Source organism: Caulobacter sp. FG7, from assembly GCF_057808875.1.
The window spans coordinates 1-12,363 of record NZ_JBMDIW010000019.1 but is presented as its reverse complement, the minus strand read 5'-3'; the positions used below and the strand labels follow the sequence as shown (position 1 = coordinate 12,363).

The window sequence follows — 12,363 nt, the reverse complement described above, 5'->3', positions numbered from 1 at the left end:
TCTTACCCTAGCTTGGACGCGCGCCGGGGGAGCGGCGGCGTCGAACGACCGGCGCCAGCCGGCCTGGGAAATTCTATAACAGCGCCTCGACGGCGGCCTGGAGGTCTTCAGGCTTGGTGGTCGGGGCGAAACGCTCGACGACGTTTCCGTCGCGGTCGATCAGGAACTTGGTGAAGTTCCACTTGATCCCCTCGGTGCCCAGCACGCCCTTCTGCTGCTTCTTCAGCCAGGCGTAGAGCGGATGGGCCGAGGGGCCGTTGACGTCGATCTTGGCCATCATCGGGAAGGTCACGTCGTAGGTCAGCGAGCAGAAGCTGCCGATCTCTTCCGCCGTGCCCGGCTCCTGGCTGCCGAACTGATTGCAGGGAAAACCCAGGATGGTCAGGCCGCGGTCCTTGTTCGCCTTGTAGAGCGCCTCGAGACCTTCGTACTGCGGGGTCAAGCCGCACTTGCTGGCCGTGTTGACGATCAGCAGCACCTGACCGCGATAGTCAGCCAGGCTGACGTCCTTGCCTTGAAGCGTCTTGGCCGAGAATTCGTAGACCGACATCGCGTGTTCTCCTCGGGGCCGTCCCCGTCCTGAAAGATCCAGGATGGGGCCTCGCCGAGCCGCTTTCGAAATCCTCGCCCCGCGTTTGACCGAGGGGCGAGGATTCCAGAAGCGCTCTTAGACGATCAGGGTCAGCGGTTCCTCGATCAGCGGCTTGAAGGCCGCCAGGAACTTGGCGCCGACCGCGCCATCGACCACGCGGTGATCGCAGGTCAGAGTCACGGTCATGACCGTGGCCACGGCCAGTTGGCCGTTCTTGACCACCGGACGCTGCTCGCCGGCGCCGACGCTCATGATCGCGCCTTGCGGCTCGTTGATGATCGACGAGAAGGCCTTGATGCCGAACATGCCGAGGTTCGACACCGAGAAGGTGCCGCCCTGGAATTCCTCGGGCTTCAGCTTCTTGGCCTTGGCGCGGGCGGCCAGGTCCTTCATCTCGGCCGAGATCTGGGCCAGGCCCTTGGTCTCGGCGGCGCGGATGATCGGGGTGATGAGGCCGCCGTCGATGGCCACGGCCACGGCGATGTCGGCATGCTTGTGCATGGCGATGCCTTCGGGCGTGTAGGAGGCGTTGGCCTCCGGCACGCGCTTCAGCGCCACGGCGGCCGCCTTGATGACGATGTCGTTGACCGACACCTTCACGCCCTGGCCCTCCAGCAGGCTGTTGATCTTCGAACGGGCGGCCAGCAGGCCGTCCAGCTCGATGTCGATCGTCAGCGGGAAGTGCGGAACGTCGCGGAAGCTTTCCGTCAGGCGGCGCGCGATGGTCTTGCGCATGCCGTCCAGCGGCACGAGGTCGTAGGAGCCGGCGGGAATGCCCATCTGCTCCAGCGACTGCACCTTGCGCGGCTCGGCGGCCGGCGCCGAAGCAGCGGCGGCGGGAGCCGGCGCGGCCTTGGCGGCCGGGGCGCCGCCGCTCTTGGCGGCTTCCACGTCCGATTTCACGACGCGGCCGTGCGGACCCGAGCCCTTGATGGACTTCAGGTCGAGATTGGCGGCGGAAGCCAGGCGGCGGGCCAGCGGCGAAGCAAAGACGCGCGAACCGTCGGCGGCGACCGGAGCAGCCGGGGCCGGGGCGGCCGGCGCGGGCGCGGCGGCAGGAGCAGCAGCAGCCTTCGGGGCCTCGGCGACAGCGGCGGCCGGCGCGGCGACGGGAGCCGGCGCGGGGCTCTCGCCCTCGCCCGCCAGCTTGGCGATCAGCGCGTTGACCTTGACGTTCTCGGTGCCGGCGTCGACCAGGATGGCTTCGATCACGCCTTCATCGACGGCTTCGACTTCCATCGTGGCCTTGTCGGTCTCGATCTCGGCGATGACGTCGCCGGCCTTGACGGTGTCGCCGACCTTGACGTGCCACTTGGCGAGGGTGCCCTCTTCCATGGTGGGCGACAGGGCGGGCATCAGGATGTCGATCGACATTTGAGCTCTTTCCTCAAGCGTTCGGGACGGCTTCGACCAAGTTGGCCGGCGTCCACGATACCCCGCCCTGGGGCGGGATGAATTCGTTGGCCAAGACGATGCGGCCCCCGCTCGCCAGGAGCAGGGGCCGCGCCGGTCTTAGCGGTAGCAGACCGCCTTGGCCGCCTTGACGATCTTGTCGACCGAAGGCAGCGACAGGGCTTCCAGGTTGGCTGCATAGGGCAGCGGCACGTCTTCCTGGTGGACCCGCAGCGGCGGGGCGTCCAGGTAGTCGAAACCGAACTCCGTGATGCGGGCGACGATCTCGGAACCGACGCCCATCGGGCCCCAGCCTTCCTCGACCGTGACCAGGCGGTTGGTCTTCTTGACGCTTTCCAGGATCGTCGCGTGGTCCATCGGACGGATGGTCCGCAGGTCGACGACCTCGGCCGAGATGCCTTCGGCGGCCAGCGCTTCAGCGGCCTGCAGGGCGAAGCCCACCATGCGGCTGTAGGCGACCAGGGTCACGTCCGTGCCCTGGCGACGGACCTTGGCCTTGCCGATCGGCACGACGTAGTCCTCGACGTCCGGGATGTCGAACTCGTGGCCGTACATCATCTCGTGTTCGAGGAAGACGATCGGGTTCGGATCGCGGATGGCGGCCTTCAGGAGGCCCTTGGCGTCGGCCGCGTCGTACGGCGCGATGACCTTCAAGCCCGGGATGTTGCCGTACCAGGCCGCATAGTCCTGGCTGTGCTGCGCGCCGACGCGCGAAGCCGCGCCGTTCGGACCGCGGAACACGATCGACGACTTGATCTGACCGCCCGACATGTAGAGCGTCTTGGCGGCCGAGTTGATGATGTGGTCGATCGCCTGCATGGCGAAGTTCCAGGTCATGAACTCGACGATCGGCTTCAGGCCGGCCATCGCCGCACCGACGCCCATGCCGGCGAAGCCGTGCTCGGTGATCGGGGTGTCGATGACGCGCTTGTCGCCGAACTCCTGCAGGAGTTCGCGGCTGACCTTGTAGGCGCCCTGGTACTGGGCGACTTCCTCGCCCATCAGGAACACGCGGTCGTCGCGACGCATCTCTTCGGCCATGGCGTCGCGCAGGGCGTCGCGCACGGTGATCTTCTTGGTCGGCGTGCCTTCCGGCAGTTCCGGATCCGCGAAGTTCGAGGCGGCGGCGATCGGGGCCGGAGCCGCGGCGACCGGAGCCGAAGGGGCTTCGGCGACGACCGGGGCGGCGGCCGGAGCAGCCGACGCCGAGGCGCCGTCTTCACCCGCCAGCTTGGCGATGATCGTGTTGACCTTGACGTTCTCCGAGCCGGCCGCGACGAGGATGGCCTCGACCACGCCCTCGTCGACGGCTTCGACTTCCATCGTCGCCTTGTCGGTTTCGATCTCAGCGATCACGTCGCCGGCCTTGATGGTGTCGCCTTCCTTGACGAGCCACTTGGCCAGGGTGCCTTCCTCCATCGTGGGGGAAAGCGCGGGCATCAGGATGTCCGTCACTCGGCGGCCTCCAGGTATACGTCGGTGTAGAGTTCGGAGGGATCCGGCTCGGGGCTGGTGCGGGCGAACTCGGCCGCTTCGGCCACGATACGCTTCACTTCGGCGTCCACCGTCTTCAGATCGTCCTCGGTGACGCCGGCCGCGGCCAGGCGTTCCTTGATGTGGTCGATCGGATCGCGGGTCGTCTTGACCTCGTCGACTTCTTCCTTGGTGCGGTACTTGGCCGGGTCCGACATCGAGTGGCCGCGATAACGGTAGGTCTTCATCTCAAGGATGTAGGGACCTTGGCCGCTGCGGGCGTGCTCGCTGGCGCGGGCGCCGGCTTCACGCACGGCCACCACGTCCATGCCGTCGACTTCCTCGCCCGGGATCCGGAACGAGACGCCGCGCTTGTGGAAGGCGGTTTCCGACGCCGAACGCTCGACGCTGGTGCCCATGGCGTACTGGTTGTTCTCGATCACGTACACGACCGGCAGCTTCCACAGCTGGGCCATGTTGAAGCTCTCGTAGACCTGGCCCTGGTTGGCCGCGCCGTCGCCGAAGTAGGCGTACGAGACGTTGCCGTTACCCTGGTAGTGGTTGGCCAGCGCCAAGCCGGTGCCGAGCGCCACCTGGGCGCCGACGATGCCGTGGCCGCCGTAGAAGCCGGTGGCGATGTCGAACATGTGCATCGAGCCGCCCTTGCCGCGCGACGAACCGCCAGCGCGACCGGTGAGCTCGGCCATGACTTCCTTCGGGTCCATGCCGGCGGCCAGCATGTGGCCGTGGTCACGGTAACCGGTGATGATCTGGTCGCCCTTGTGCGAGATCGACTGCATGCCGACCGCGATGGCTTCCTGACCGATGTAGAGGTGGCAGAACCCGCCGATCAGGCCCATGCCGTAAAGCTGGCCAGCACGCTCCTCGAAGCGGCGGATCAGCAGCATGTCCTGATAGAATTTGAGAAGCTCTTCCTTGCCGACGAAGGCGTTGACACCGGTGTCGGTAGCCTTCTCCGCCGGGGCTTCACCCTTGCGCGTTCGCGCCATTAAACTCTCCCTGGCCAATCATCATAACGGCCTTCATCTCAGAGGCTTCCGTTGCCCGCCGCAGAGCGGCTTTTGGCGCAGGAAGGCGCTCGTGTTGACGCCTAGACCGCCCCTCGAGCTGCAACTCGAAGCGTGGTCTACAAGGCAGCTTAGGACCGGCGGGAGCCGACCCAGCTCAGCGCTTGGTGCGGATCACGTAGTCCTTGGGATCGGCGTATCCAAGGAGCGAACGCGCACGTTCCTCCAGAAGATCGGCCGACAAGCTGCCGCTGCGTAATAGACGAGCCCGGGCCTCCAGGTCCATCCTCTCAGCGCGGATCTTCTTAAGTTCCATCGTCTTGGCGGCCAAGTCCGCGTTGCGTTGAGACGAGGAAAGCAGGCCTCTCTCGCCCGTCAGAGCGTGAAAGACGAAGTACGTGATCAGGAGAAGAAGCGCCGCGGTCGGCAGGTAGGGTTGCAGTCGAGCGAACATCGGCGAATCCCGGACAGGGAGCTTCAGGCTGCCAGAACGTGCTTAACATGGTCTAAATCCCCAACAGCGCAAAGGGCTTGCAAGTCTCTCGCGATCGACACGAAAATACTTTCAAGTGAGACCGTTTCAGGGGCATCGAGATACCGCATCGCGGCATTTCCTTCGCACGCGCGAGAGCATTGAAAACCGGCGGTTTTCTAAGAGCGGCCACGCTTATAGAAAAAATGTGGGCCAACTTTTTTATTCAAGGGGCGGTCACGCCTGTTTTGCAGGCGCCCTCGCCTCAGAATCGCCGCCGTCGAGGCAGCGAAATGATCCGGAAGGGTTGATCGATAGCGAACGTGCACGCTTGGCATGTGCAAAATCGACCCGCTTCGGGGGGAGGAACAGCATGCTTCGACGACAGGCGCTGATGGGATTGGCGGGCGCAGCTGTCGCCCTCCCCGCCGCCGCGCGGCAACGCAGCGAGGGTGGGATCGTCAAGGGACGTCGCGGCGGGCCTGACATGATCAAGGGCGACCCGCCCAGGCTCGATTTCGGCGGCGGCCTCGTGATTCCGATGAACGCCTCGATCTTCCGCACGCTGTGGGAGGGCGAGGATCGGTGGGTGACCTACGGCCGCGCCGTGTCGCGGCTGGAGGTGAAAGCCATGCAGCAGGCCGAGATCGCCGCCAACGGCACGATGAAACTGATGCTGCTGACCCAGGCCTTCGCGCCCGAGCGCCTAGTGCGCTTTGAGAGCTGCGGCTGGCGCAATCGCACCAATGACGCCAACGACCTGGTGCTGGGCGAGATCGCCCTGCCCGGCAAACCCGTGATGCCGACCACGGACCGAGTCACGGGCGCGGTCACCGACGGCGACACCGGCGGGGTCGGCGAGGACGGCTGGCACGCCGTGACCGGCTACATGGTCATGAAGAAGGATGTCACCCTGGCCGACGTGAGGGCCCGGGCGCAGCTCCTGAGCGCCACCCCGGGCTGAGCGGTTCTAGCCGGCGTGAATGGTCACGTACTCGATGCCCGGCTCGACGCCGCAGCCGGTGGTCTGTCCTGGCGTGTAGGCGAGCTCCACCCGACGCCCGGTGCTCAGAGCCGTGAGAGTCACGGAGAGAATGCTGTCGCCGCCGCTCGTGGCGGGAATGCGAAACGTCAGCACCGTTCCATCCGCCGTCTTCAGGAAGACCCGCCGGCAAGACGGGGAACTGTGCCCTTCGGTGGCGATGATCGAACCGCTCACCAGATCGGCATGCGCCGCGGTGGCGCGCCCGGTCGCTCCGGCGACGATCAGGGCGAAAGCTATGGCGTGAACAGTTCTGGTCTTCATCGGCGTCTGCCCCAATTCGCGAGATACGGCGGGAGTACGCCCCGTACGAATCCCCATTCGCAGAAACAATCTAGGCGACGCAGATTTCTTGGCGATCAAACAAAAAGCGCGCCGGGCGAACCCGACGCGCTCTTGTTCATCCGAAGATGAGGAGGATCAGCGGCCCTTGAGGGCGGCGCGACCGGCGTAGACGCCTTGATCTTCCAGTTGCTGCTCGATGCGCAGCAGCTGGTTATACTTGGCGAGCCGGTCCGAACGGGCCAGCGAGCCGGTCTTGATCTGACCGCAGTTCAGGGCCACGGCCAGGTCGGCGATGGTGCTGTCCTCGGTCTCGCCCGAGCGGTGGCTCATGACGCTGGTGTAGCCGTGGCGGTGAGCCAGTTCGACGGCGTCGATGGTTTCCGACAGCGTGCCGATCTGGTTGACCTTCACCAGGATCGAATTGGCCAGGCCCTTGTCCAGACCCATCTGCAGGCGGGCCGGGTTGGTCACGAACAGGTCGTCGCCGACCAGCTGGACCTTCTTGCCCAGGGTGTCGGTCAGCAGCTTCCAGCCGTCGAAGTCGTCTTCGGCCATGCCGTCCTCGATCGAGGCGATCGGGAACTTGGCGGCCAGGCCGGCCAGGTAGTCGACCATCTGGGCCGGGTCGAGCGACTTGCCCTCGCCTTCCAGCTCGTACTTGCCGTTCTTGAAGAACTCGGTCGAGGCGACGTCGAGGCCCAGCAGGAAGTCGTCGCCGGCCTTGTAGCCTGCGGCTTCACCGGCCTTGACGATGAAGTCGAGCGCAGCTTCGGCCGAGGCGAGGTTCGGGGCGAAGCCGCCCTCGTCGCCGACGTTGGTGTTGTGACCGGCGTCCTTCAGGGCCTTCTTCAGGCCGTGGAAGATCTCGGCGCCCATGCGCAGGGCTTCGGAGAAGCTGGCCGCGCCGGTCGGCAGGATCATGAACTCCTGGATGTCGATCGGGTTGTCGGCGTGGGCGCCGCCGTTGATGATGTTCATCATCGGGGTCGGCAGGACGCGGGCGTTCACGCCGCCGATGTAGCGGTGCAGCGGCAGGCCGGCCGACTCGGCGGCGGCCTTGGCGACGGCCAGCGAGACGCCGAGGATGGCGTTGGCGCCCAGGCGCGACTTGTTCGGCGTGCCGTCCAGGCCGATCAGCAGGCTGTCGATGCGGCGCTGGTCTTCGGCGTCGACGCCCGACAGCGCGTCGAAGATCTCGCCGTTGACGGCGTCGACGGCCTGGCGGACGCCCTTGCCGAGATAGCGCGACTTGTCGCCATCGCGCTTTTCGACGGCTTCGTGGGCGCCGGTCGAGGCGCCCGACGGCACCGCGGCGCGACCGAAGGCGCCGTCCTCGAGGACGACGTCGACCTCGACCGTCGGATTGCCGCGGCTGTCGAGGATTTCGCGGGCGATGATGTCGACGATCTCGGTCATGGGAGCTCCCGAAAGAAAAGGCGCTTCCCCTTAGCCGCCGCGCTGCGTCGCCGCAACCAAGACCGGCGTTCGACCAGCGTGAAGTTCCGCCGCGTCAGGCCTGCAGCGTCGGCCGCTCGGCCCCCAGCCGGAACAGCAGCTGCTCGGCGCCGAAGTCCAGCTCCACCCGGGCGAACAGCTTGAGGACGTCGACGCCCAGCAGGATCGCGGGTTTGTCGCTGATCTTCCAGTGATCGAAGATGTGCAGGTCCGCGAAGACCACGGCCAGGTTGGTCATACGCAGCTCGCCCATGTTCATCGACCTGACGATCCGGTACTCGCCGATGGTCTCGCCGCCGGCGACGCCCAGCAGGCGGACGGCCAGGGCCGGATCGGCGCCCTTGCGCTGCTTGGCCTGGATGGCCCGCGACAGGGCCATGTTGCCGATCGACGAGCCCGCGCCCGAGTCGATGAAGGCAAGGGTGCGGATGTTGTTGATCCGGCAGTTGACGATGGTCAGCCGGCCGAACTTCTGGTCGGCGACGACCTGCACCTCCTGGGCGCGGCGGAAGAAGCGGTACTCCGGCGTGCTGTGACGGACCTCCAGGCGCTTGCGCTTGAAGTCCATGACCACCGAGCGGTCCTGCAGGATGTCGATGCCCAGAAGGCCATCGCCGCCGACCCGCTCGGGCGGCAGAATCGGAAGCTCGACCCCGGCCAGCCGCGCCTCGCCGGAGACCAGCTGGTCGATATGGGCGGTAGGGGTCACGGCGGAGCCGCCGATGCCGTGGACCATGACGTCCCGCCCGCGCGGCAGGGCGAGGCTCGCGGCCAGGGCGCCGGAGACGACCGAGCGGTCGGCCCCCGAATCGACGACGAAGCGATACGGCCCGCGACCGTTGATCATGGTCTCGACGGTCATCCGCTCGGAATCGTCGATCGCCGCGTCGATGACATAGAGCGGCAGGGGCGCGGCCGGCGGCGGCGTGATGGGCGTGGTCGGCGGTATCTGGCCGGGCGAGACGGCGTGGGCCGAGAACGGCGCAGCGCCGAGAGCCAAGGATGCGCCCAGACCGGACGCGAGCGCGCGACGCGTGAACATGGCGAACCTCCCAGTCCGCCGGAGTTTCGATCGCGCCTTATGGGCGCTGACCGCGCTCCTGGCTTTGTTGGGATCGTCCCTATGGCGATCCGAGCGCCATCGTAGCACCGCTTGGGCCTGGAAACGACGAAAAGCGCCGCCCAGGCGAGCCGGGCGGCGCTTTCGAAGCGTCAGACGCGAAATCCTGGCGAGGCGCCCTCGAAGGAGGCCCCGCGAGGAAGAAAGACCTTAGTCTTCCTTCGGGGTCAGGATCTGCTTGCCGTTATACAGGCCGGTCTTCAGGTCGACGTGGTGCGGACGACGCAGTTCGCCCGAGTCCTTGTCTTCCACGAAGGAGTTGGCGCCCAGGGCGTGGTGCGACCGGCGCATGTTCCGGCGAGAAGGCGAAGTTTTTCTTTTAGGAACGGCCATCGGAGTGACTCTGCTCGCTGAGCGTGAAAATCGAAAGCGGCGACTCGGGTTGGACCCTAGCCGCCGCGTGAGGGCGCGCTTATGCCTGAATCTCTCCAGACATGCAACTCGCCAGTTCAGACCAGTCGTCCGTGCTCCTTGGCCGCCGCGATGAAGCTGGCGAACAGGGGGTGCGGAGCGAACGGACGGCTCTTCAGTTCCGGGTGGAACTGAACGCCGATGAACCACGGATGGTCGTCGCGCTCGACGATCTCGGGCAGCACGCCGTCCGGAGAACGGCCGGTGAGCTTGAGACCCGCCTCCTCCATCTTGTGGCTGTAGCCGATATTGACCTCGTAGCGGTGACGGTGGCGCTCGACGATGTCGGTGTCGCCGTAGATCTCGGCGACCTTCGAGCCCGGCTGCAGGACGGCGTCGTAGGCGCCCAGGCGCATGGTGCCGCCCAGGTCGTCGCCGGCCTTGCGGGAGACCATCTCGTTGCCCTTGATCCACTCGGTCATCAGGCCGACGACCGGACGGTCGGTGGGCCCAAACTCGCTGGAGCTGGCGTCAGTGATGCCCGCGACGTTGCGAAGGGTCTCGATGACCGCCATCTGCATGCCGAAGCAGATGCCGAAGTACGGCACCTTGCGCTCGCGGGCGAACTGGGCCGCCCGGATCTTGCCTTCCGCGCCGCGCTCGCCGAAGCCGCCCGGCACCATGATGGCGTGAGCGTTCTCGAGACGGGCCGCGGCCGCGCCCTCGTCGCCCTCGAAGGTCTCGCTCTCGACCCAGTCCAGGTTGACCTTGACCTTGTTGGCCAGCCCGCCGTGGTGCAGGGCCTCGATCAGGGACTTATAGGCGTCCTTCAGGACCGTATACTTGCCGACGACCGCGATCGTGACCTCGCCGTCCGGGTGCTGGACGGTGTTGTCGATGGCTTCCCAACGCGACAGGTCGGGCTTGGGGGCGTCGCTCATGCCGAAGACGTCGAGCACTTCGGCGTCGAGGCCTTCCTTGTGATAGTCGATCGGCACCGCGTAGATCGAAGAGCTGTCCAGCGCCTGGATCACGGCGCTCGGGCGCACGTTGCAGAACTGGGCGATCTTGCGCTTTTCCTCGACCGGGATCTCCTGCTCGCAACGGCACAGCAGGATGTCCGGCTGGATCCCGATGGAGCGCAGTTCCTTGACCGAGTGCTGGGTCGGCTTGGTCTTCATCTCGCCGGCCGTCTTGATGAACGGCAGCAAGGTGAGGTGCACGTAGCAGCTCTGGCCGCGCGGCAGGTCCTGGCGCAGCTGGCGGATGGCCTCGAAGAACGGCAGGCCCTCGATGTCGCCGACGGTGCCGCCGATCTCGACCAGCACGAAGTCGACCGGCTTCTGGCCCGTCTCGTCCATGGCGGGCGAGAGGACGAAGTCCTTGATCTCGTTGGTCACGTGCGGAATCACCTGGACGGTCGCGCCCAGATAGTCGCCGCGGCGTTCCTTCTCGATGATCGTCTTGTAGATCTGGCCGGTCGTGATGTTGTCGGCCTTCTTGGCCGACACGCCGGTGAAGCGCTCGTAGTGCCCCAGATCCAGGTCGGTCTCGGCCCCGTCGTCGGTGACGAACACCTCGCCGTGCTGATACGGGCTCATGGTGCCCGGATCGACGTTGAGATAGGGGTCGAGCTTACGCAGGCGAACCGTGTAGCCACGAGCCTGCAGGAGAGCGCCCAGCGCTGCGGAGGCGAGGCCTTTTCCAAGGGAGGAAACCACGCCGCCGGTGATGAAAATGTACCGCGTCATGGGCGCTCAGATTACCCGCGATTCGGCGATCGCGGCGAAAAGACCGACGTTCATAAACAAGTTTTACTCCCCCGCCCTTATTGGGCGGGGGTCTGGGCCGGAGCGGCCGGCGCCGGGGCGGCCGGAGCCGGAACGCTGAGTTGCGGAGCCGGCACGGCGCTCGGCGCGGTCGCGCCCGGAGCCGGAACGGCCGAACCCGGAGCCGGGACGCTCGGAGCGACCGGGGCGTTCAGGGTCTTGGTGTCGAGGCTGTCGATCTTCAGCTTGTCGACCACCGAGTCGGCGCCGCCGATGCGGCCGGTCAGGACGGTCAGGACCAGGCTGATGACCAGGAACACCGAGAACAGGATCCAGGTCATGCGGGTCATGAAGTCGCCCGCGCCGCGCGCGGTCATGAAGCTGCCGGCGCCGCCGCCGCCCATGCCAAGGGCCCCGCCCTCCGAGCGCTGGAGCAGCACGAAGCCGATCAGCGTGATGCAGACGATGATGTTGATGGCCAGCAGGATGCCGATGAGCATGACGAAACAGTTCTCGATCCGGGCAGCCGGCGAACCGACTGTGAAAAACGAAGCGGCCCCTCTACCACTACCGGCGCGCGCACGCCATAGGTGGGGCGAAGGCTGGCCAACTCAAGTTCCCCAACTCTAGTTTCCCAATACAGGTTTTAGGGCGCGCATGATTCTCGAGACCGAACGCCTGACGCTGAAGCCGCTGGTCGCCGAAGACGCTCCGCTCATCTATCCGTTCCTCAGCGATCCGGAACTGATGGCCCACTGGGACCGCGCCCCGCTGGAGGATCCGGACGAGGTCGCCGCCTGCGTCGCCGGCCAGGTCGAGGACATGCTGGCCGGGACTGCGCTCTACTGGACCATCCGGCTGAGCGCGACCGGCGACTTCGTCGGCGCCTGCGAGTTCGTCGAGATCGACGAGCGACGCCACCGAGCCGAACTGCGATTCATCGTGGCCCGCGAAAGCTGGGGCCGCGGCTACGCCCACGAGGCGGTGACCGCCCTCCTCGCCCACGCCGCCGCCAGCGACCTCAAGCACGTGATCGCCCGCACCCAGGTGGGCGACGCCCGCGCCGAGAAGCTGCTGGAGCGCCTGGGCTTCAAGGGCGCGGCCTATCTCAAGGGCCAGGTCGACCGCGACGGCGAACGCCGGGATGGACGGCTGTTCGACCTGGAGCTTTGAACCCAGGACGCTCTCCCTGAAAGGGGAGCTGTCGGCGAACCTGCCCTCTGTGGGGGAGGCGATCGCGTAGCGATCGGTGGGGGGCGTTGGTGATGACTTTTCGAAGCCTCGTTCGAAGCCTCGAAAGCTGAGAACGCCCCCCCTCCGGCCCTTTGTCCAAGATGCTCCCCCTGAAGGGGGAGCTGTCGCG

At 66.4% G+C, this 12,363-nt stretch carries 13 protein-coding genes; 2 read left to right on the top strand and 11 right to left on the bottom strand.

Annotated features, from left to right (window positions below; genetic code table 11):
• Nucleotides 1-73: 73 nt before the first annotated feature.
• From ACODR1_RS16200 to ACODR1_RS16180, 5 genes are all read right to left on the bottom strand, one after another.
• Nucleotides 74-550 (bottom strand): glutathione peroxidase, encoded by a 477-nt coding sequence (locus ACODR1_RS16200; protein ID WP_488881366.1) that lies wholly within the window; start codon nt 548-550, stop codon nt 74-76.
• 117 nt (nt 551-667) lie between these two features.
• A complete protein-coding gene (locus ACODR1_RS16195; protein WP_488881365.1) occupies nt 668-1,966 on the bottom strand; it encodes a pyruvate dehydrogenase complex dihydrolipoamide acetyltransferase in 1,299 nt (432 codons plus the stop codon).
• 138 nt (nt 1,967-2,104) lie between these two features.
• Nucleotides 2,105-3,460, bottom strand: coding sequence for a pyruvate dehydrogenase complex E1 component subunit beta (locus ACODR1_RS16190; RefSeq protein ID WP_488881364.1), 1,356 nt, complete (start codon nt 3,458-3,460; stop codon nt 2,105-2,107).
• On the bottom strand, nt 3,457-4,488 hold the full coding sequence (gene pdhA, locus ACODR1_RS16185; protein WP_165255628.1) for a pyruvate dehydrogenase (acetyl-transferring) E1 component subunit alpha: 1,032 nt from the start codon (nt 4,486-4,488) through the stop codon (nt 3,457-3,459). The genes ACODR1_RS16190 and pdhA overlap by 4 nt, the downstream gene beginning before the upstream one ends.
• A 175-nt stretch (nt 4,489-4,663) precedes the next feature.
• Nucleotides 4,664-4,960 (bottom strand): FtsB family cell division protein, encoded by a 297-nt coding sequence (locus tag ACODR1_RS16180; RefSeq protein WP_058348879.1) that lies wholly within the window; start codon nt 4,958-4,960, stop codon nt 4,664-4,666.
• 505 nt (nt 4,961-5,465) lie between these two features.
• On the opposite strand from ACODR1_RS16180, the gene ACODR1_RS16175 reads away from it, so the two are divergent.
• On the top strand, nt 5,466-5,942 hold the full coding sequence (locus ACODR1_RS16175) for a hypothetical protein (RefSeq protein ID WP_488881363.1): 477 nt from the start codon (nt 5,466-5,468) through the stop codon (nt 5,940-5,942).
• Between the two features lie 6 nt (nt 5,943-5,948).
• Here the strand turns inward: ACODR1_RS16175 and ACODR1_RS16170 are convergent, their stop codons facing one another.
• From ACODR1_RS16170 to secG, 6 genes are all read right to left on the bottom strand, one after another.
• Nucleotides 5,949-6,284, bottom strand: a complete 336-nt coding sequence (locus ACODR1_RS16170) for a hypothetical protein (protein WP_488881362.1) — start codon at nt 6,282-6,284, stop codon at nt 5,949-5,951.
• A gap of 156 nt (nt 6,285-6,440) precedes the next feature.
• On the bottom strand, nt 6,441-7,721 hold the full coding sequence (gene eno, locus ACODR1_RS16165; protein WP_488881361.1) for a phosphopyruvate hydratase: 1,281 nt from the start codon (nt 7,719-7,721) through the stop codon (nt 6,441-6,443).
• Between the two features lie 94 nt (nt 7,722-7,815).
• Nucleotides 7,816-8,802 carry a retroviral-like aspartic protease family protein gene (locus ACODR1_RS16160; RefSeq protein ID WP_488881360.1) on the bottom strand — a complete coding sequence of 329 codons (987 nt, stop codon included), beginning with the start codon at nt 8,800-8,802 and terminating at the stop codon, nt 7,816-7,818.
• Nucleotides 8,803-9,030: 228 nt separating this feature from the next.
• Nucleotides 9,031-9,213 carry a 50S ribosomal protein L32 gene (rpmF, locus tag ACODR1_RS16155; RefSeq protein WP_007671126.1) on the bottom strand — a complete coding sequence of 61 codons (183 nt, stop codon included), beginning with the start codon at nt 9,211-9,213 and terminating at the stop codon, nt 9,031-9,033.
• 116 nt (nt 9,214-9,329) lie between these two features.
• A complete protein-coding gene (pyrG, locus tag ACODR1_RS16150) occupies nt 9,330-10,982 on the bottom strand; it encodes a CTP synthase (protein ID WP_488881359.1) in 1,653 nt (550 codons plus the stop codon).
• 77 nt (nt 10,983-11,059) lie between these two features.
• The gene (gene secG, locus ACODR1_RS16145) at nt 11,060-11,500 is read right to left on the bottom strand and encodes a preprotein translocase subunit SecG (protein WP_488881358.1); all 441 of its coding nucleotides are present in this window, start codon (nt 11,498-11,500) and stop codon (nt 11,060-11,062) included.
• A gap of 157 nt (nt 11,501-11,657) precedes the next feature.
• On the opposite strand from secG, the gene ACODR1_RS16140 reads away from it, so the two are divergent.
• Entirely contained in the window at nt 11,658-12,173 is a 516-nt protein-coding gene (locus ACODR1_RS16140) for a GNAT family N-acetyltransferase (protein ID WP_488881357.1), read from the top strand.
• Nucleotides 12,174-12,363: the final 190 nt, after the last annotated feature.

Coding starts and splice junctions, on each gene's coding strand:
- ACODR1_RS16200 (WP_488881366.1), bottom strand. CDS start 550: ATGTCGGTCTACGAATTCTCGGCCAAGACGCTTCAAGGCAAGGACGTC.
- ACODR1_RS16195 (WP_488881365.1), bottom strand. CDS start 1,966: ATGTCGATCGACATCCTGATGCCCGCCCTGTCGCCCACCATGGAAGAG.
- pdhA (WP_165255628.1), bottom strand. CDS start 4,488: ATGGCGCGAACGCGCAAGGGTGAAGCCCCGGCGGAGAAGGCTACCGAC.
- ACODR1_RS16180 (WP_058348879.1), bottom strand. CDS start 4,960: ATGTTCGCTCGACTGCAACCCTACCTGCCGACCGCGGCGCTTCTTCTC.
- ACODR1_RS16175 (WP_488881363.1), top strand. CDS start 5,466: ATGATCAAGGGCGACCCGCCCAGGCTCGATTTCGGCGGCGGCCTCGTG.
- ACODR1_RS16170 (WP_488881362.1), bottom strand. CDS start 6,284: ATGAAGACCAGAACTGTTCACGCCATAGCTTTCGCCCTGATCGTCGCC.
- eno (WP_488881361.1), bottom strand. CDS start 7,721: ATGACCGAGATCGTCGACATCATCGCCCGCGAAATCCTCGACAGCCGC.
- ACODR1_RS16160 (WP_488881360.1), bottom strand. CDS start 8,802: ATGTTCACGCGTCGCGCGCTCGCGTCCGGTCTGGGCGCATCCTTGGCT.
- rpmF (WP_007671126.1), bottom strand. CDS start 9,213: ATGGCCGTTCCTAAAAGAAAAACTTCGCCTTCTCGCCGGAACATGCGC.
- pyrG (WP_488881359.1), bottom strand. CDS start 10,982: ATGACGCGGTACATTTTCATCACCGGCGGCGTGGTTTCCTCCCTTGGA.
- secG (WP_488881358.1), bottom strand. CDS start 11,500: ATGCTCATCGGCATCCTGCTGGCCATCAACATCATCGTCTGCATCACG.
- ACODR1_RS16140 (WP_488881357.1), top strand. CDS start 11,658: ATGATTCTCGAGACCGAACGCCTGACGCTGAAGCCGCTGGTCGCCGAA.